Source organism: Phaeodactylibacter xiamenensis (genome assembly GCF_000759025.1).
In the GTDB taxonomy this organism is placed as follows: Bacteria; Bacteroidota; Bacteroidia; order Chitinophagales; family Saprospiraceae; genus Phaeodactylibacter; species Phaeodactylibacter xiamenensis.
Window position 1 is genome coordinate 58,873 of sequence record NZ_JPOS01000038.1, and the last position, 18,607, is coordinate 77,479.

Annotated in this window: 14 protein-coding genes; 9 read left to right on the forward strand and 5 right to left on the reverse strand. The window is 51.2% G+C overall.

Translation table 11 applies throughout. The annotated features are described in order from the left end of the window. The first annotated feature begins 96 nt into the window (after positions 1–96). Complete coding sequence (locus IX84_RS15090) at positions 97–1,482, forward strand: hypothetical protein (protein ID WP_152605079.1); 1,386 nt, start codon at positions 97–99, stop codon at positions 1,480–1,482. Here the strand turns inward: IX84_RS15090 and IX84_RS15095 are convergent. Together IX84_RS15095 and IX84_RS15100 are read right to left on the reverse strand one after the other, a co-directional pair. Further along, positions 1,479–1,934 carry a hypothetical protein gene (locus IX84_RS15095; RefSeq protein WP_044222514.1) on the reverse strand — a complete coding sequence of 152 codons (456 nt, stop codon included), beginning with the start codon at positions 1,932–1,934 and terminating at the stop codon, positions 1,479–1,481. The two genes, IX84_RS15090 and IX84_RS15095, sit on opposite strands and share 4 nt — an antisense overlap. A gap of 5 nt (positions 1,935–1,939) precedes the next feature. Continuing rightward, on the reverse strand, positions 1,940–3,043 hold the full coding sequence (locus tag IX84_RS15100) for a WD40/YVTN/BNR-like repeat-containing protein (RefSeq protein ID WP_152605080.1): 1,104 nt from the start codon (positions 3,041–3,043) through the stop codon (positions 1,940–1,942). Between the two features lie 293 nt (positions 3,044–3,336). Between IX84_RS15100 and IX84_RS15105 the strand changes: the two genes are divergently transcribed. From IX84_RS15105 to IX84_RS15130, 5 genes are all read left to right on the forward strand, one after another. After that, positions 3,337–4,596 (forward strand): DEAD/DEAH box helicase, encoded by a 1,260-nt coding sequence (locus IX84_RS15105; protein WP_044222518.1) that lies wholly within the window; start codon positions 3,337–3,339, stop codon positions 4,594–4,596. A gap of 346 nt (positions 4,597–4,942) precedes the next feature. Next, on the forward strand, positions 4,943–6,064 hold the full coding sequence (locus tag IX84_RS15115) for a hypothetical protein (protein WP_044222525.1): 1,122 nt from the start codon (positions 4,943–4,945) through the stop codon (positions 6,062–6,064). 242 nt (positions 6,065–6,306) lie between these two features. After that, entirely contained in the window at positions 6,307–6,705 is a 399-nt protein-coding gene (locus tag IX84_RS15120; RefSeq protein WP_152605081.1) for a hypothetical protein, read from the forward strand. A 204-nt stretch (positions 6,706–6,909) separates the two neighbouring features. Continuing rightward, positions 6,910–8,787, forward strand: a complete 1,878-nt coding sequence (locus IX84_RS15125; RefSeq protein ID WP_052516035.1) for a 3-keto-disaccharide hydrolase — start codon at positions 6,910–6,912, stop codon at positions 8,785–8,787. Between the two features lie 11 nt (positions 8,788–8,798). After that, complete coding sequence (locus tag IX84_RS15130; RefSeq protein WP_044222531.1) at positions 8,799–10,727, forward strand: auracyanin family protein; 1,929 nt, start codon at positions 8,799–8,801, stop codon at positions 10,725–10,727. A 3-nt stretch (positions 10,728–10,730) separates the two neighbouring features. Here the strand turns inward: IX84_RS15130 and IX84_RS15135 are convergent, their stop codons facing one another. After that, positions 10,731–11,303, reverse strand: coding sequence for a pentapeptide repeat-containing protein (locus IX84_RS15135; RefSeq protein ID WP_044222534.1), 573 nt, complete (start codon positions 11,301–11,303; stop codon positions 10,731–10,733). Between the two features lie 294 nt (positions 11,304–11,597). On the opposite strand from IX84_RS15135, the gene IX84_RS15140 reads away from it, so the two are divergent. The 3 genes from IX84_RS15140 to IX84_RS15150 all read left to right on the forward strand — a co-directional run bounded on the left by IX84_RS15140 (position 11,598) and on the right by IX84_RS15150 (position 15,809). Then, positions 11,598–13,127 carry a SulP family inorganic anion transporter gene (locus IX84_RS15140; protein ID WP_044223132.1) on the forward strand — a complete coding sequence of 510 codons (1,530 nt, stop codon included), beginning with the start codon at positions 11,598–11,600 and terminating at the stop codon, positions 13,125–13,127. A 567-nt stretch (positions 13,128–13,694) separates the two neighbouring features. Continuing rightward, complete coding sequence (locus tag IX84_RS15145) at positions 13,695–14,336, forward strand: hypothetical protein (protein ID WP_044222537.1); 642 nt, start codon at positions 13,695–13,697, stop codon at positions 14,334–14,336. Between the two features lie 309 nt (positions 14,337–14,645). Further along, positions 14,646–15,809 carry a hypothetical protein gene (locus tag IX84_RS15150; RefSeq protein WP_044222540.1) on the forward strand — a complete coding sequence of 388 codons (1,164 nt, stop codon included), beginning with the start codon at positions 14,646–14,648 and terminating at the stop codon, positions 15,807–15,809. A 401-nt stretch (positions 15,810–16,210) separates the two neighbouring features. Here IX84_RS15150 and istB read toward each other — a convergent pair whose 3' ends face one another. Beyond that, positions 16,211–16,948, reverse strand: coding sequence for an IS21-like element helper ATPase IstB (gene istB, locus IX84_RS15160; protein ID WP_044220117.1), 738 nt, complete (start codon positions 16,946–16,948; stop codon positions 16,211–16,213). Positions 16,949–16,974: 26 nt separating this feature from the next. Continuing rightward, positions 16,975–18,513 carry an IS21 family transposase gene (istA, locus tag IX84_RS15165; protein ID WP_160213725.1) on the reverse strand — a complete coding sequence of 513 codons (1,539 nt, stop codon included), beginning with the start codon at positions 18,511–18,513 and terminating at the stop codon, positions 16,975–16,977. Positions 18,514–18,607 lie beyond the last annotated feature (94 nt).

Here is an 18,607-nt window from a genome sequence, read left to right on the forward strand (position 1 = left end):
TTAGATTTAAGCCTAATTGCTTTTATTGAAAGGTAAGCAATAATTTTTTATCAAATACATATAAATTAGTTTAACTTGAAAGGAAGCCGGCTCCTCATGATATTAGAGCAATTAAGCAGAAAAGAGGTAACAGCCTTTGGCAAAATGGTCCGTTCTCCGCTGTTCAATCAACGTCAGGATGTGGTTGCATTTTGGGCGTTTTTGGAGGAGCGGCTTTACTGGATAGGAGAAATACCCACTAAAGAAGCCGCTTTCCATCATCTTTTTCCGGATCAGCCTTATGATGCACAGTGCATCCGCTACCTGATGAGTTGGCTGATGAAGTTGGTAGAGCAGTATCTGGCGCTTGCCCCCCATCTGCTCCCCTCTGTTCAGCAGCGGGTGTCACTGTCGTCAGCCTACCGGGAGAAGCGGCTGCCAAAGCACTTTCAGCAAACCATCCGAAAGGCCCGGCAGGAGATAGAGGAGCAGCCTCTTCGTCACATAGAATATTATGAGTGGCAGTATCAGGTACAATGGGAGGATTACCTCTTCTCGGCCGGTCAAAAACGAGTCAGTAGCCTTAACCTGCAGGAAATATCCGATACCACAGACATCGCTTTCATTGCCCAAAAATTACGGCAGACTTGTTTTCTGCTGAGCCATCAGGCGGTCTACAAAGCGGAATATGATTTTGGCTTGTTGCAGGAAGTGCTGGCTTTCGCCAAACAGCGAAATTTGCTGGACTTGCCTGCCATCGGTGTATACTATCATTGTTATTACGCGTTGTCGCCCGGTGGCACAGAAAAGGACTTTCAGGCTTTTAAGGATCATCTGCTTCAGCATTGGACCCGTTTTCCGGAATCTGAAACGAGAGACCTGCTGCTGCTGGGGCTGAACTATTGCATCCGTAAGTTCAATGCCGGTAGCCTGGAGTTTGCCCGGGAGGGGCTGGACCTTTACCAAAAAGGGCTTTCCTCCGGTGTGCTGCTTTCGGATGGCTTCCTGTCCCGGTTCACGTACCGGAATGCGGTGGCGCTTGCGGTTGCTATCGGGGCGTTGGATTGGGCGGCCTCCTTCATTGAAGATTATAAAAAGCATTTGCCTAAAGAGCATCAGGACAGCATGTACAGCTTCAGCCGGGCGAGACTCGCTTATGAGAAAGGGCACTACGGGGATGTCCTTCAACTCTTACAGCGCGCTAACTACAAGGACTTACTGCTCAATCTGGCCGCTAAAACCCTGCTGCAAAAAACGCTTTATGTCACCGGGGCATGGGACGCGCTGGAGTCTCAGCTGGAGGCCATGACGTCCTTTCTGGCCCGCAAGGATATCCTCACCTACCATCGCAACAATTATCGCAACTTTGCAGCCCTGCTAAAGAAAATTTTGGCCCTAAACCCATACCTCCCTTCCGCTAAAGAGACGCTCAGGGCAAGGATTGAACAAACCCAGCCGCTTACTGAAAAACAGTGGCTGTTAGAGCAATTGATGAAAGCTTAGCCCTCCCGCTTCTTCCCCTCAGGACTAATCCGCATACTGCTCCGGCGCTTCATGCTTTTGATGTGCTCCACGCGGCGGAAGCGCAGGGCGCTCCAGTCCTCGTCGACCGCCACCTGACGGACGGGCTTCAGGTTGAGCGCGCCCAAAGGAGCCCAGCCGTGGTCCCGGGTGATTTCGGAATCATACTTTTTGGAGCTTTTTTTGGGGTAGACAAACCATAGCGTTGGGTCGCCTGCCAGCCTGCTGCTTAGCTGATGGGCTATTGTAGCGATTTCGTCTGGTTGGGTGACGAATGCCAGCAGCCAGGTCACCTCGGGTGCGGTGCTCAGGCTGTTGGCAATCTCAGCCGCTCTTTCCAGCCCCTCCAGATAGGGCGCAAAATTATCCGGTGCATTCAGTACGATAAGGAACCCCTCTTCTTTGCAGTTCAGCTTTTTAAAAAGTGGGCTCATCGCAGTTATTGCTTTACAAAACGGTAAATGGCATTCGGGTTCACTACATAGCCAATGACGGAAGAAGGGAAAGTCACTTCCCCATTGACCAGGCAGCCGCTTTCTTCTGCCACTACAGTCCAGGTAGCGCCCCCATCTTGCGTTTCGAGTGTCTGCACGCCACTGAGGTAGTTGATGCCGGTCTCTGGCTCCTGGCTGATCACGCTGCGCAGGAAAAAGCCCTGATTCTCATCCACAAAGTGCATAATGCCGCCACCGCCTTCAACGGGCAGGGGCATTTCCTCCCAGTTTTGTCCGCCATCCGTGGTTCTGAATGCGGTGGTTTCGCCCACCACGAAGCCCACCTCAGGCGTAGCAAAGTAAAAGACCTCAATGGTATTAACTGGCGTAGTCCGCTCTGTCCAGGTTTCGCCCCGGTCATCCGAAAAGCGGAACCGGCGGTTCATTGGGATGAAAATACGGTTGCTGGCCCGCTGGAAACGAGGGAAGCCAAATTCTTCCGGCAGGTCCTCAATCGCCCAGGTTTCGCCACCATCTTCTGTGCGGGCGATGCTGTAATCGCTATTGCTGCCTGCACTTTCGGGCAGGACTAGTGCCAAACCAAGCAGTGGATTGTAGAATTCCAGGTCCATAAACCGGCGCACCTCGTCCACATAGCGGCGCTCCCAGGTCATTCCGGCATCAACGGTAGAGAGAAAGACTGCACCGGAATCGCGCTCTTCACTAAATTGAGGCAAAATGTCCGACCCGCCGACAAAGCCCTGGTCTTCTGCAAAGAAGTCCACAGACAGCAAAGCCTGTACCGTAAGCGCATCGGTTTCCTGGCCGGTGAGTTGGACTTCCCATACCGCTCCGTCACCACTGATACGGATTAATGTGCCCAGCTCGCCTACAGCGTAACCCACAGAAGTGGTGGTGAAGTCTGCATTATTAAGTTGTGGCAGGAAGTTAGACGCAATATTTGGCTGTATCACCTCCATGGACCAATTATCCAAAAATTCTTCCGGCTTACATTCTGCTATGTTGAAATCGAACCCATCGTCATCGCAGGAACTGAAAACCAGTGTGCCGATGACGCCAAACAGTATCCAAAACTTTACACTATTCATATTCATACCTCAGTTTTGTCAGAAAAATCAGTGTGCAAAGTTATTACTTTCTTCCAGATCGGACAATATTAGAATAGTCTCAACTATTTAGAGTATATTTGCATCTGCATTCATCTCTCAGGGGTAACAGATTACCCGGAGATGGGGAGCGTGCTCCAACAAAAGCCTACTCCCACCTTTTTTTAACTGACCTATCTTTAGTGGGTGAGACGGCAAGGTAAGATACCTTTATAAATGATTGATACCTCCCATTCCCGTCAAACTGTTTAAGCTTAGGCATTTCAATTTATTCGATGACTTTTCAAGATCTCGGGATTATTGATCCCATTCTTAAAGCACTTCGTGCTCAGGGCTACGAACAGCCCACACCTATCCAACAGCAAGCCATTCCAAAACTACTTAAGGGTAAAGACCTGCTTGGCTGCGCGCAGACCGGCACCGGCAAAACTGCAGCTTTCTCCATTCCCATCCTGCAGCAAATGTATGAGGACCAAAGCTGGGACCGCCGCAGGCGTGAAATCAAGTGCCTGATCGTTGCGCCTACGCGGGAGCTGGCTATTCAAATTGATGAGAGCATTGCTGCCTACGGGCGGTTTCTCGACCTGCGCAATACGGTCATTTTTGGTGGCGTAAAGCAGGGGGCGCAGACTCGTGCCCTGAGCAAAGGCATTGACATTCTTACCGCAACTCCCGGGCGTCTGCTTGACCTTATGGGGCAGGGTTACATTAGCCTGAAACATGTGCAGTTTGCGGTAATGGATGAAGCTGACCACATGCTCGACATGGGCTTTATCCATGACATCAAGAAAATCGTGAAGCAGTTGCCGCAAGACCGGCAGTCTCTGTTCTTCTCTGCTACGATGTCACCGGAAATCCTGAAGCTCTCCAAGGGCATTCTGGGGCATCCGGAGCGCATCACCATTAAACCGGAGCAGGCAACCGCCGAAAGGGTAGAGCAGAATGTCTACTTCGTCACTAAAAAGGACAAGCGTAAACTGCTCCTGCACCTGCTTAAGGAAAATGATGTGGATTCAGCCCTGGTGTTTTCCCGCACCAAGCACGGAGCCAACCGCATCGCCAATCAGCTGGATAAAGCAGGCATCAATGCCGCCGCTATCCACGGCAATAAGTCGCAGGGCGCCCGCCAAAAGGCACTGCAAAAGTTTAAGGACGGCAACCTGAATGTACTGGTCGCCACCGATATTGCGGCGCGTGGCATCGACGTAGACGAACTGTCCTACGTGGTCAACTTCGACCTGCCTAATGTACCAGAGACCTATGTACACCGCATCGGCCGCACCGGGCGGGCGGATGCAAGCGGCGTAGCCCTTTCCTTCTGCGATGCGGAAGAGCGCGCCTACCTCAAAGACATTCAAAAGCTCATTGGGCAGTCTATTCCGGTGGTCGACGAACACCCTTTTCCGGATGATGGTACGGCACCGGAGCCAGCTAATGGCAATGGACAAAACCGTGGCGGAGGGCAGCGTTCCGGCCGTTCATCCAACGGAGGCAACCGCAATAAGCGACGGAGTAATAACCGGCGCCGGAACTAATAACGAATAGTAAAACATCGTTAAAAAAGGCCGCCAAGGCTACCTGAGAAAGCGGGGGAACCCGTTCTTTGGTGGGCTTGGCGGCTTTGTTTTTTTCGGATGTCGCCGCAGTGGGGAATGCCCATTAGGCAGGAATTTCAGAATATGCTTAGTGATGGTGTAAAGGCCGATGATTTATTTAACGTAGTCAATAATACGAACCCCTCTTCAGGAATGTTCAATGGGATAGTACTAGATGGTGGTCAGGTCATTGATATCAATAGCGGTCAGGAGCTGGGTCAATTAGCTATGAATAATCCAGATTTTTGGAAAAGCACATTCTTTGATTTTATAAAGGTTGACTAAAATGCTGAATAGAACTCACATATTACAGATTTACAAATCACAGTTTGTTCTTTTCCCAGATAGCTTCGTTATCGCTGAAGGCAACGTGTTAATAAGAATGTCTTATGAGAAAAAGCCTCTGGCTAAAGTTCAGTTATCTGAAGGATTAGATGAAATAACTCGTTTTAACGACTCCCGGTTTATTGCTACTTCCAACAAACGTAAAAGTAGTTATTTATTTGATAATCAATTAGAAATGACTGCTTCGAGAAAAACAGACGGCACTTTTGTTGTGAGTTCTGGTTTCATGAATGAAGAGGAAGACTGCGGAGTCTTTTTTTCAAGACTTGTTAACTTTTATCCTGTTGAGAAAGAGGAAGGAGTGTTATTTCTAAAGTCAGGAAAAATTATTACCCAGCCATTTTTCGAAAGACTGGAGACATGCAACAATAATTTATTTTCAAAAGAGGGACTTACCAAGCTCAAGAAAATTAACCTTTCTAGTGAAGAGATTGAATGGGCAAAGGATTTACGTGAGGTTGCCGAGTTAAGTCATACTCTTCAGGAAGAAGACAAAAGTAAAGGCAATACTTATAAAATATTAGCCGTCTCTAAAGGTAAGTTATTTCTTACTTTAGAGTGCGCCATAGCCGCCCTCGACCTCTCCACCGGCCAACTCCTCCAATCCTGGCACACCCTCCCCACCGGCACCACCGTTGGCCCGCAGCAGTCTACGGTATTACCGAACCCCGCGCATAGTGTGTTGCATGAGGAAGCAGGCAAGATACTGGGGCTGACCGGTTACTACTACTGGGAGATCGACTTGCAGACCGGAGCGCTGCAGGCACAGGACTGTACCTCCGGGTTTAAGTCGAGGCGCTTGCGTGCTATGACCCGGCCGGTGTGTCAGGGCGACCACCTGTACTTCTCCTCAGACGAGGTATTCGAAAAGCCGGACGGGACGCTCGGGCACGATATCAAGCTCGCGGCATTCAACTGGCGTACCCGGCAGATAGACTGGGAGTGGGCTTTTGACCATCCCGGCGAAGGGCTATACCAAATCGGCATGCCCAAAGTACATGGCGATTATCTGGCGGCAGCCGATACGGGCGGGCAGTTACATCTATTCAAAAAAACAAGCTAAAACGGTTATCCACAGCGTGTATATAACCAATTGCACAAAAAACAGAAAGTGACCCAATCCTAGGGGACAACCCTCTGCAGTTAAGTGCGATAGCTGCTGGGGTGGAGCTTTTCGCTCTGCTCCAGCTTATCCACGAATGCTGCCGGGCTATTCAAGCAGTACCATTTGTTACGCATACATCTACAGCTCCCGTTTTGCACGCTCATCCAAAGTTCCGTATTTTGAGGTAGAAACCTCAGCCTATGAAAACCCTACTTCCCCTGCTGTTCTGCTGCTCATTGGCCCTTTGCGCTGCTGCGAGCGCTGCATCTTCCCTATCCGGTTATCGTTCCGCTGTGGCAGTTGAGCCAATAGCGCCAATGGAAGGGGCCATCGTGCCCCTGCCCGCCGATACCCTGCCTTATACAATAGAAGAAGCCCGTCGCAATATTAAAGCCGGGCGCCCTTTTCTGGTCATTGGGCTCGTGTCCGTATCCCCTCCCGTGCTATACCTTGCTGCTTTGGTTGGCGCCCCGGTTTTGCCACAACTGCTATTCGTCTTAGGGGCACTGTCATTGGTTTGGGGTGGGCTGAAATTTATTCGGGGGCGAATCCGCCTGCGCCGCCTCCGGGCTCACCGGCGGAACTCCCCGGGTGGCTGACCGCTCAATGCCTTTATCTCTGGTTCATCAGCCGGGAGCACTTTGACGAGAACGCGCTATCCTGATGACCCAAAAGATCCTCGTGATTACCGTTGCGCTGGGGTGGTAGGTCTCCCGCCAAAAAACCAAGGTTACTTTTTACTGTAAAAATACTCTATATTAGGCAAGTCAATTGCCCACCCCAAAGCCGGAAAAGCCTTAAGTATGAACGTGAATTACCGCCTCGCCTGGCTGCTAGCCCTACTCTGGCTGTCTGCCTGTACTCCTGACCCTGAGCTGCCACCGGAGACAGAACCGGAGCCTGAGCTTGCCCTGCCCTTCACAGCCATGGATCTATCGGACCTCTCCGGCTTTCAATCGGGTCCTGACAACTGGGCCATCGCCGGAGGTGCCTACGCCGACCGCTCCAAACCACTGACGATGGAGCCCCTCGAAGGCACGGGCGTGGTGGTGAATACTGCTCCTCCAAGGTCCGGAGCGCACCTGTTCACTGCCTTTGAACACGGCGATATTGAACTGGAGCTGGAGGTGATGACTGCGAAAAATTCCAATTCCGGGATTTACCTGCAGGGGCGCTATGAGATACAGGTGTTTGACAGTTGGGGTGTGAAAACGCCGCAGCATTCCGATATGTGCGGCATTTATCAGCGGTGGGACGATGACGCTCCCAAAGGCGAACGTGGCTACGAAGGCCACCCACCCATGATGAATGCAGCAAAAGCGCCCGGGCTGTGGCAGCAGGTGCGCATCCTGTTCCATGCGCCCCGGTTTGACGATAACGGGCAGAAGGTACAGAATGCCGAGTTTCGGGAAGTCTGGCTCAACGGCATCAAAGTGCACGAGAACGTGGAACTGACCGGGCCGACCCGCGCTGCGCTCTTTACGGATGAAGCCCCCACCGGCCCCATTATGCTGCAGGGCGACCACGGGCCGGTCGCTTACCGCAATATCCGGTACAAACGGTACGATAATCCGCCGGTTGAAACCCGCAACCTCACCGTAGCACAGTACGAAACCCGGCAAGAGGAGATACCGGATTGGGATACTCTGGAGTTACAGTCCAATACACCGGTAGATTCCATTTCCTTTTATCAGGCAGGCACCCGGGCCGGCTTCGCCCTAATTTACGATGGCGTATTGGCTGTGCCGGCAACCGGCGATTATCTCTTCACCACTTATGCCAACCACACCGCCATCCGGGTTATTGTTGGTCAGGATACCTTATTTGACCGGGATAATAGCTATTCCATGGGTGCCAAAGCAAGGGCGATTACCGGTCTCTCAGCGGGGACGGTCCCGTTTCAACTGGTCCTTCACAAACCCGGGCGTGGCTGGCGGCGGGGCTTTGGGCTGGAAGTGGAAGGCCCGGGTATCGAACGGCATACGCTTACGACCCCAGCCTCTGCAAAACAAGGCCCCAAACCTGAGCCCATTATCATAGCTGCCGAAACGCAGGCTACCCTGCAGCGCTGCTTCATGCTGCACGAAGGCAAAAAACGCACACATGCCGTAGCCGTTGCCACACCGCAAGGGCTTCATTATGCCTACGACGTAGAGCGGGGTACCCTGCTCAAAGCCTGGTCGGGCGGCTTCCTGGACGCCACCGACATGTGGCACGAGCGGGGCGAGGCACAGTTGGGTCAGCCCCTGGGCATGGTCATCGCCTTCCACAGCGACCCTGAATTGTACGCCTTGAAGGACGAAAAGACAGCCTGGCCAGATACCCTGACTGCCAGTCAAACCTATCGGCAGAAGGGCTACGAACTTGACGCTGAAGGGCACCCCACCTTTTTGTATCAGGTGGATGGCACTTCCGTGAACGTACAGCACCGTCCTGCTGCAGGGGAGCGCCGTTTGACCCGCATCCTAACGATTACCAATGGCGATGGCTTGTGGCTGAAACTAGGCGATGGTAAGACGATCGAGGAATTGCCCGATGGCACTTATGCTGTCAATAACCATCAGTACCTGGTCGACCTTGGGGAAAAGGAAGCTAAACTCCGGCAGTCCAACGGGCAAATGGAGTTGTTGCTCGCCCTCAGCCCTGGTGCACAAACCATCGAATACGACATCATCTGGTAAATTTACAGACCATGAGATCCTTTTTGACCTTCGTATTTTGCAGCCTGCTGGGCGGCCTATTCGCACAGCAAGACCCCATGTCTGCCTATTATAAAATTGTGGATGTCCCCATTCCGGACGAAGTCGTGCTGGAAGTCGGCGGGCTGGCCCTCAATGATCAGGATCAGCTGGGCGTCTCCACCCGCCGGGGCGAGGTCTGGCTCATTGACCGCCCGTACAGCAAAAATCCAGACTACAGCTTGTTTGCCAAAGGCCTGCACGAGCCCCTGGGGCTGGCTTTTCGTGACAACGGTTTCTACGCCACCCAGCGGGGCGAGCTGACCCGCCTGGAGGACCGCGATGGCAATGGCAAAGCCGATGTCTTTCGCACGGTCTACTCCTGGCCCCTTTCGGGGAATTACCACGACTATTCCTACGGCCCGAAGTTCCTGCCCGGTGGCGATATGCTGGTGACCCTCAACCTCTCCTGGATTGGGCACGGCGCGAGCCTGTCCAAATGGCGGGGCTGGCTGCTGAAGATTACCCCGGAGGGCGATATGGAGCCTTTGGCTACCGGCTTGCGTTCTCCTGCGGGCTTTATGGTGAATGAAAAAGGCGATATCTTCTATACCGAAAATCAGGGCGACTGGGTTGGCTCCGGGCGGATGACGCACTTGGAAAAAGGCGATTTTGCCGGTAACCCGGCCGGGTTGCGCTGGGCAGCCGAACCTAACTCGCCGGTAAAGTTGGCTGCTGGTAGCATCCCGGATTATCCGGGCATGTCTTTATTCGAATACGCCAAAAAGGTCCCTGCGGTAAAAGCGCCTGCCGTATGGTTCCCGCACACCATTCTGGGTATTTCCACCTCTGATATTCTGGTGGACAATACCGGTGGCCAGTTCGGCCCTTTCGAAGGACAGTGGTTTGTAGGCGATCAGGGGCACAGCAAAATCATGCGGGTGTACATGGAAGAGATTGACGGGGTCTATCAGGGCGCAGCATTCGGGTTTATCGATGGCTTCGCTTCCGGCATTCTGCGGATGATTTGGGGTAGTGACAACAGCATGTTCGTAGGCATGACGAGCCGGGGCTGGCCCGCTACCGGAAAGGCGCCCTATGGTTTGCAGCGGCTGGTGTGGTCGGGCAAAACGCCATTCGAAATCAAAACTATGCAGGCGAAGCCCGATGGTTTTCTGCTCACCTTCACAGAACCGGTGAGCAAAAGCACGGGCAGTGATCCGGCTTCCTACGCGGTCACCTCCTTCAATTACGAATACCACAAGACCTACGGCAGCCCCATCGTAGATCAGCAGGATGGAGAAGTGTATCAGGTGGAGCTTAGTGAGGATGGGCTTTCTGCACGCTTGTTGGTGAAAGGCATGCGCCTGGGCTTCATACATCAGGTGGTGGCGGAGGGCCTGCGCTCCCGTGCCGGTAAGCCACTGTTGCACAATACCGGCTATTACACCCTTAATACGGTGCCGGGCGGACAGCTGAAATCTGTAGCTATAGGCTCTGCGGAGGATGGGGCTGCAGATGCTGGCCCTACAAAGCGCCCCAATACCATGCCCGCTTCCTGGACAGATGGGCCGGATGTGGAACTTAATTTGGGGACCAAACCCGGCCTCAAATACGATGAAACCGTACTTATGGTGGACGCCGGTACCAAAGTCAAACTGACCTTCAGCAACAGCGATGATATGCTGCACAACCTCGTCATCGTCAAGCCAGGCGACGCTGTGGGCAAAGTGGCGGAGTTGTCCATGAAATTGGGCTTGAAAGGAGAGGAGATGAACTACGTACCGGAGTCGGATCTGATTTTGTACCACACGGGTATCCTGCAACCAGAGACCTCTGAGACGCTGTACTTTACCGCTCCCAAAGAACCAGGGTACTACATGTATGTCTGCACTTTCCCCGGGCACGCACAGGTGATGCGGGGCACGCTGATGGTGGAGTAGGGGCTATTCAAACTTCAGGCCGTAGCCTTGCAGCAAGCGCCATGCTTCCTGCCGGGCGAAACGGGCCCCTTTCAGGTCAGTGTGGGCTGGATGGATGGTGAAATTTTCTGCCGTCCGGAAGTCGGCATTTTGCAGTTGGGCATTCTCAAAGCGGGCATCCGTCAGGTCGGTGCCGCTAAAGTCAGCTCCTTTGAGTGAGGTGCCGGTGAAGTCCGCCTCCCGTACCGAGCAGTCCGAAAAGACAGTGCCTTCCATCGGCAGGGCTCCAAAAACGCCGTAGTCGAGCTGGCATTTTTCAAACCGGAGCTGCAGCAACAAAGGCTTGCAGTCTTCCCATGCGACCCCCAACAGTCTGCACCCGGCAAAAGTGACTTCCTGGAAAGCCGTGCCCGCCACCTCCGCGTTGCTCAGGTCACAATCCTCAAAACGACATTCTGTAAAGCGGCAATCCATAAAATTTGCATTGGAGAACTGGCAATTGCGGAATACACAGTTGATGTAAATACCGACCGACAAGGGCTCCGTGGCGGTATCCCAGTGCTCAAAGGTTTGATCTTCAGTCAAAGGCAGGCTCATGAGGGTTAGTGTTAGTTTATACTGACGATTAAGTGGTTTGCCATAGCAAACCTACTCAATGTCAGCATTTACGCTGGGAAGTGGCTTGCTCTTGCCCTGACAAGCTAAGCTTCGTCACGGGCCGATGTCGCAAACCACTTCGTTGTGCGTATAACACAAACATAATTGTCTGTGGCTTGGTCAAAGGTAAAAAAGCTTTACCTTCGCGCCTTCCTTTTGAGAGCTTGCCCTAACCTTTCCAGAAAAATACTAATGTCCCGGTCGGCTGCCGGGCACCAAACTACTGTGTACTATATGAAAAAGTTATTCAATCTTTTTGACCTTTCCCAACGTGTTGACTACAAGACCGAAGTCCTCTCGGGCCTGACTGTTGCGATGGCGCTGATCCCCGAGGCGGTGGCTTTTGCCCTTATTGCCGGGCTTTCTCCGCTTACGGGGCTTTATGCCGCATTCGTGATGGGGCTGGTGACTTCTATACTGGGCGGCCGTCCGGGCATGATCTCCGGAGCGACAGGTGCGGTGGCAGTGGTCATTGCGGCACTTGCGTTGTCACATGGCGTAGAGTACGTCTTCGCTACCGTCATTCTGGCGGGGCTGATTCAGGTATTGGCGGGCGTGCTCAAATTGGGTAAGCTGATGCGTTTGGTCCCTCACCCGGTCATTTTTGGATTTGTAAATGGCCTGGCGATTATCATCTTCATGTCGCAGCTGGAGCAATTCAAGACACCGGAAGGCGCATGGATGGCAGGCAACAGCCTCTATCTGATGCTTGGACTGGTACTCCTAACGATGCTCATCATCTGGGGGCTTCCTAAGATTACTAAGGCCGTGCCTTCTTCTCTGGCGGCTATCCTTACCATCTTTGGCGTGGTGGCTTTCTTTGGGCTTGATACCCGTACGGTAGGCGATATTGCTTCCATTCAGGGCAGTTTCCCACCCTTTCATATTCCAATGGTCCCCTTTACCATGGAGACCCTGCTGATCATTTTCCCTTATGCAGGCATTATGGCAGGTGTAGGCCTTATTGAGAGCCTGCTTACCCTGAATATCATCGACGAGATCACAGAGACCCGGGGCAGCGGCAACAAGGAAGCGGTGGCTCAAGGCACGGCAAATATCCTTTCCGGGCTGTTTTCCGGCATGGGCGGCTGCGCGATGATCGGGCAAAGCCTGATTAACGTATCGGCAGGTGCGCGCGCCCGGCTTTCGGGCATCGTTGCTTCCGTTATGCTGCTGGTATTTATCATGTTTGGTGCCGGATTGGTGGAGAAGCTCCCCATGGCAGCTCTGACTGGCCTGATGATCATGGTGGCAATTGGCACCTTCGAATGGGCCAGCCTGAAGACCTTTAACAAAATGCCGCCTTCTGATATCTTCGTGATGGTGTTGGTCACCGGCATTACCGCCGTCCTGCACAACCTGGCACTAGCGGTGCTCATCGGCGTGATTATTGCGGCTCTGGTTTTTGCCTGGGACAATGCCAAGCGTATCCGTGCCCGCAAGCGCATTGATGAGGATGGCGTGAAGCACTACGAGATATACGGTCCGCTCTTCTTCGGTTCGGTCGCCGTCTTCAATGAAAAATTCGATGTGCTGAATGACCCGGATGAGGTCATCATTGATTTCGAGGAAAGCCGGGTAGTAGATATGTCGGCTATCGAAGCCCTCAATAAAATTACAGAGCGCTACCGCAAGGTGGGCAAAAAAGTACACCTGCACCACCTGAGCCCCGACTGTCGAAAACTGCTGAAAAATGCAGAGGAGATTATTGATGTGAATGTGGCAGAAGACCCAACCTATAAGGTGGTGGTGGATGAGGTTTGAGTGGGGGCTTTACGCGGTTTAAAGTGACTGCGTAGGGAGGCGGCTTCACGCAAAGATCGCGGAGGTACATTGGAACACAGATTAGACGGATTACGCAGATTTTCACGGATTTCGAGCGGGGACATGCTTGTGTGGCGGCACCGGATTGCCAGGATCAGTGTCATCAGTCAGATCAGCGGCATTAGTGTACCCATGTCGTGCATAGCGGTTTTGGAACACAGATTGGACTGATTGCGCGGATTTTCACTGATTGCAGAGAGTACCTCCAGCGGGGCGGGCCCAGCAAAGCAGATCAGTTCGATAAGTCAGATCAGTGCTATCAGTGTCCTATTGGCGTGGGAGGATGATGGTAACATAAGATTTGAGTTTAGAGCTTTTCCTGGGGAATTTACAACATAAGCGGGGCGGGGTTTCAGTAATCACCAAAAAAATATGTCAAGGAATTTTGTTCTGGGGTAAGCTCAAATTGAATTTTTATTAGCCCCCCACTTAGCTACTCAGATCAATAATTTATCGTTATTTTTCCCCTGTCAGAGCGCTACCGCAGATCAAATTGTTGGGAATATTATGCAAAACCTTTGCAATAACACTGGTCCTAATGAATATATCTCTATGTTGGATTTTGAGGAAGCCCTTTCCAACTACGCATTTGTTGATATGAGTTTACTTTGGTCTGATCCAGAAGAGTTTTCAGCTGAATTTATGGAAGCGGTATGTAGTTGCCCTGGACAAATGGCTTATGAATGCATAGAGGAAGATGATGCTCCGCCTGTATTGGGCAATTGGGTAAGCTGTAAATCATTTGATTTTAACCATTACAGTGTTAACCCTGATGGTGCATTGATGCGCAGATCTTCAATTAAGTTAGACTTGATTTGGAAACAGGGAACTAGCATAGTTAAAAAAGTTCCTGTAGCAATTGAATTTAGTATACCTACCGAATTTGATACTGATTTAGCTGCCTTCTGTGCGTCAGAAGCCATTAATTATGGAGCAGATGGCTTGTATGATTTTTTTGATGGACAAGTTCCACCTGTGGGAGATGATACGATAAGGCTTGCATTTGAAGCTATTGTCAGTGCAAATGTTGTAGGTTCTGGATGTCAAGGTTTTATGGATGTAAATCAGGTGGATTTTTTAGATCCGAATATTCCAGGTCCTGAATATATTAGGACTATATTTCTATATCACTGGGAATGTGCGTATTAATAACCTACATTCAAGTCACAAATGTAACTTTTCGATTTGTTAATTTTTGAGCGATAAAAATAGGGTTTTCAAAATCCAACCTCTTTCTAGGCCGAATTACTTGCTAGTTTTCTTGCCCCTGAAGCCCTTGCAAATGCTGCACTTTAAGTGGTCAGGCATTTACGGCTCAATCCACTTGTGCATATTTGGAGAAACCGAAAGTTGGTTGTCAAGGAATTGTGGACATTGCTAACCGGGAAAATGATTGTTCGGCAGGGTAAATTAATGATTATGCTAAATCTTAAATTTTGTGTGTAAAAGCTGTAAAAAATGAATTTTCCTTCGAAATATGCTTTAAAGTTACTAGAATACAGTCTAATTTTTTTTTGGATCGTACAGACAACTGGTCTTGTCGCTGCGCAAAATCGAGAAATGAGCATCGCCCCACCGATCATTGCTGATTATTGGATAGGTGTAGGTAGGCCACCCAAAATACCAGTCGATAATTTTCTCATGTTCGTTTATATCAATCAGGCTGATTCCGTTCTGGATACAAACAACTTCTACCAAAAGATGAAGTCGTATAATAACTTGACATTAATTGGTATGATAAGCCAATTATGGCAGAGTGAATTGGCAGGCTACCATTTCAGTCATCTGGCTACAGATTATGATTACCTGACGAGGAAGGGGTTTGAGGTTCAATCCCAGGTCATACATTGTTTTTTAATCGCGCCGGATGGCAATATACTCTTGCAGGGAAGACCAGAAGATATTGTTAAATCAAACATAGAAAAGCTGATTGCTGAATATCATTATGATTATAGTCTACCAGATCGGGTTGTATCCATGAATCGGAAGAACGAATCACCACATCGGAAGGGCAAGGCAACCAGGCTGTTTTCAATAAAAGAAGTTGACGCAGAGGATTCGGTGGCTTTGGTGAGTTTTAGTAATGGTTTTGGTTTTACTGTAATGAGAGATACCTTATCAACCATTATTGCGACCCTTTTGGATATTCCATACTCAAATGTAGATACTGACAGCTTGATTTATAACCCTGTGTTAGAGATTAAATCTTCAGGTCTTGGTTTGAACGAAACTAATCTAATTGATCTTTTGAGCCAACTTTATTTGTTTGAAATAAGAAGAGTAATGGATAACAGACAATATTGGGTTCTTGAGGTTGCTGATTCAGAGTTGCTGAATTTATCTAAAAACCAGTCTAGCTTAGATGCCTTCCAGCAAAGAGCCGACTACTGGTTGGGAAATGGTATAAGTGTGAATGAACTAGTCCGCTTTTTAGAAGTCGAGTTTGGAGATAATGTGGTTTTCAAAGGTCCTGCTTTTGATGATCGGTTATTTGTAGGGCTGAAAAAAGGTCAACCATCAAGCTACTACCTTGAGATATTAGAACAAACGTACGGATTGAAAATGCAAAAAGCTTTTATGTCAGAACGAGTAGTATTAAAGTCATTATTTCAAAGACCCTAGCGCCATGAATTAGTACGGTAGATTTGAAATTTCAAAACTAAGACGTTAAAAAAAACATAAATACACCGTTTTCAAAGAGAGCACTTCCGTTTAAACAGTAATGACTCCGTACAATTTGCACCCATGGATAAGTTGCTTTTCATCACTTTTTTACTCCTGTTAAGTAGCTCTTTAAACGCTCAAAGTATGATCATTGCTCATCAGGAAATAGCGCCCGATGAAGCTGTTCTTCCTCTTGGTGTGTTCTCAACCAATTCTATGGGGCTGCATGCATATTCCGGAGTCACTGACCCCCTCTATCCGGTCTCATTGACCCCCACTGACGAAGCGCTGCTTGTCAGGATCAAAGACCTGTTGATAACTGAGCACTTTTGCTCTGGGCGGGGATGTTGGTAAGTTAGTTACGAAGATAGGTTATTTGTTGATTTCCTCAAGCTTTCGCCCCGCAGTTCTACCCGGTGTGCCCTGTGCACGAGCCTGTCAAGGATAGCGTCAGCGATAGTAGGCTCATCAAAGTACTCGTGCCATTTGGCCACAGGCAGCTGCGAGCAGATCAGGGTTGCGCTGTGCTCGTAGCGGTCCTCTAGTATCTGGAGCAGCAATAGCTTGACTTTGTGGGAGATGGGCTGTAAGCCGAAGTCGTCCAGGATAATTAGCCTTGCTTTTTTTAAGCGGTTGAGCCATTTGATGGTGGACCCGTCAGCCTGTGCCAGCGTGATTTCCTCGCAGAGCCGGTTCATATTGAAGTAGAGCGTGCGCAGCCCAAGGGAACAGGCATGGTGCCCCAGGGCGCAAGCCAGGAAAGACTTCCCGCAGCCGGTAGGCCCGGTAATCAAGAGGTTCTCGCCCCGCTCTATCCATGCCCTTTCGCTGAGCTTTGCAAGCGCTGCGCGGGGCAGGTTGCGGTGCTCCGAGCATTGGATGTCCTGGATGTTAGCCTGGTAGCGCAGCTTGCTCAGGCGTGTATACATTTTCATGCGCTTGGCCTGGCGGTGCTGCTGTTCGGCATCGATGAGGCGGGCGACAAGCTCGTCGCCCTGGAGCTGTTTGTTAATGGGGAGCTGAAGGACAGCCTGGTAGGCGTCTGCCATGCCGGCAAGCTTAAGCTCCCGCATCAGTGTCAAAGAAGCATTGGTCATGATTATTGATTTTAATGGATTAAATGTTATTGATAAGCCTTTGGGCCGCGGATGTTGCTATGCTCAGGGGGAGAGAAGGCATCCAGCTGCTGCGCCTGCTGGTCAAGCTTGCGCTCGAGGATGTTCTTGAGCATGCCATAGGATGCTTTGCCAGCGCCCCGGCAGCGCACGGCAGCCCTTTCCAGCCTCAATGGGGTGTATTTTTTGCCCAGGGCCAGGATGCCCCGGCAGGAGTTGTAGCTCTGGCTCTGGTGGGCACGCGAGAGGAGCACCTGCCCCATTGCCCATTCAGTAGCCGGGCCTATCTTTTGTGCCTGCTCTGCAAAGTAGGCAGCGTCATAGCCCTGGGCTTTGCGCCATTCCTTGTGGCTGCGGGGCATGTGGGCTTCCTGGGTCTGGTAGAGGTACGTGCCGTGTGGTGGCAGCCGCTGGTGCGAAGCCACGCGCTTTTGCCCCACAAAGACTTCTACAGCCCTTGAGGTGTAGATGACATGGGCTTGCTTGCCTACGTACTGGTAAGGCACGGAGTAAAAGTTTTTCTCTTCGCCAAGGAAGACATGGTAGTTGCGCTGGACTTTTGCAGAGGCGCTCTTCTTGGCTTCGAAGCGGTGGCTGGGCAGGGCCTGTAATAGCGGCTTCTCCTCTGCCTCAAAGCAAGACAGCCGGGAGCCCGGGCGCTTTTGGAAAGCCAGGCGGTTGTGCGCTGCCACAGCCTGGGCGATAGCATAGTTCAGCTCGCTGAGGCTATGGAAAGAATCGTTGCGCAGCGGCGCATAAACACGCTTGTAGACCGTGCTGACCATATTCTCTACGCTGGCTTTGTCTTTTGGCTTGCCTGGGCGGGCAGCTTCAAGCCCGCAGCCATAATGGGCTGCAAGCTGTACGCAAAGCTCATTGAACTCAGGCTCATAACGCTCCGAGCGGGTTACAAAAGCCTTGAGGTTGTCCGAGAGGATGGCTTGCGGCACGCCGCCAAAAAAAAGCAGGGCCTCAGTGATGCCGTGGGCTAAGTCCAGCACTTTTTGGGAGGGCAGCGCGACAGCAAAAGTATATTGGCTGTAGGGCAGCACCGCTACCAAGACCTGGCAATCGTGCACTTGCCCGTCTTCCCGGCTCACCCACTGCATTGTCTTCCCTGCAAAGTCCAGGTACACTGCATGGCCTGGCTTATGCGAAAGGGCCATCGACAAGCCTTTGGCCTGCAGGTGCCGCCTGAGCCGCTCGCAGAACTGGGTGTAGCCATAGCCATCTGGGTGCGAGCGCCGGTATTCCTGCCACAGCAGATAGCGGGTGACGCCCACTTTCCTCAGCTCTGCGCACCAATGCTCCAGCTGGGCGTCAAAAGCCTGCTCCCGGAAAGGGCGCGCTTTAGCTGCAGGCTGGCACAGCGCTTCTTGCAGCGCCTCATCTTCAACGGCAAGGGCCTGGGCTACAGTGCCGTAGATGGCCTCTGCACGTTGTACATAGCCTTTAACGGTGTTTTTGGATACCTGCAAGCGCCTGGCTGTGCGCTTGTAATAACCACAGGCATGGTAAGTCTCTAATATCTGGCGTATCTCGTCCATACGTTTGGTTTTGCTCTTCATCCAGCCGTTTTTTTGGCTAGATTAAGGATTAAAACCAACATCGCCCGCGCCTTGCAGATGGGGGTCAGTGACT

Coding starts and splice junctions, on each gene's coding strand:
- IX84_RS15090 (WP_152605079.1), top strand. CDS start 97: ATGATATTAGAGCAATTAAGCAGAAAAGAGGTAACAGCCTTTGGCAAA.
- IX84_RS15095 (WP_044222514.1), bottom strand. CDS start 1,934: ATGAGCCCACTTTTTAAAAAGCTGAACTGCAAAGAAGAGGGGTTCCTT.
- IX84_RS15100 (WP_152605080.1), bottom strand. CDS start 3,043: ATGAATAGTGTAAAGTTTTGGATACTGTTTGGCGTCATCGGCACACTG.
- IX84_RS15105 (WP_044222518.1), top strand. CDS start 3,337: ATGACTTTTCAAGATCTCGGGATTATTGATCCCATTCTTAAAGCACTT.
- IX84_RS15115 (WP_044222525.1), top strand. CDS start 4,943: ATGCTGAATAGAACTCACATATTACAGATTTACAAATCACAGTTTGTT.
- IX84_RS15120 (WP_152605081.1), top strand. CDS start 6,307: ATGAAAACCCTACTTCCCCTGCTGTTCTGCTGCTCATTGGCCCTTTGC.
- IX84_RS15125 (WP_052516035.1), top strand. CDS start 6,910: ATGAACGTGAATTACCGCCTCGCCTGGCTGCTAGCCCTACTCTGGCTG.
- IX84_RS15130 (WP_044222531.1), top strand. CDS start 8,799: ATGAGATCCTTTTTGACCTTCGTATTTTGCAGCCTGCTGGGCGGCCTA.
- IX84_RS15135 (WP_044222534.1), bottom strand. CDS start 11,303: ATGAGCCTGCCTTTGACTGAAGATCAAACCTTTGAGCACTGGGATACC.
- IX84_RS15140 (WP_044223132.1), top strand. CDS start 11,598: ATGAAAAAGTTATTCAATCTTTTTGACCTTTCCCAACGTGTTGACTAC.
- IX84_RS15145 (WP_044222537.1), top strand. CDS start 13,695: ATGCAAAACCTTTGCAATAACACTGGTCCTAATGAATATATCTCTATG.
- IX84_RS15150 (WP_044222540.1), top strand. CDS start 14,646: ATGAATTTTCCTTCGAAATATGCTTTAAAGTTACTAGAATACAGTCTA.
- istB (WP_044220117.1), bottom strand. CDS start 16,948: ATGACCAATGCTTCTTTGACACTGATGCGGGAGCTTAAGCTTGCCGGC.
- istA (WP_160213725.1), bottom strand. CDS start 18,513: ATGGACGAGATACGCCAGATATTAGAGACTTACCATGCCTGTGGTTAT.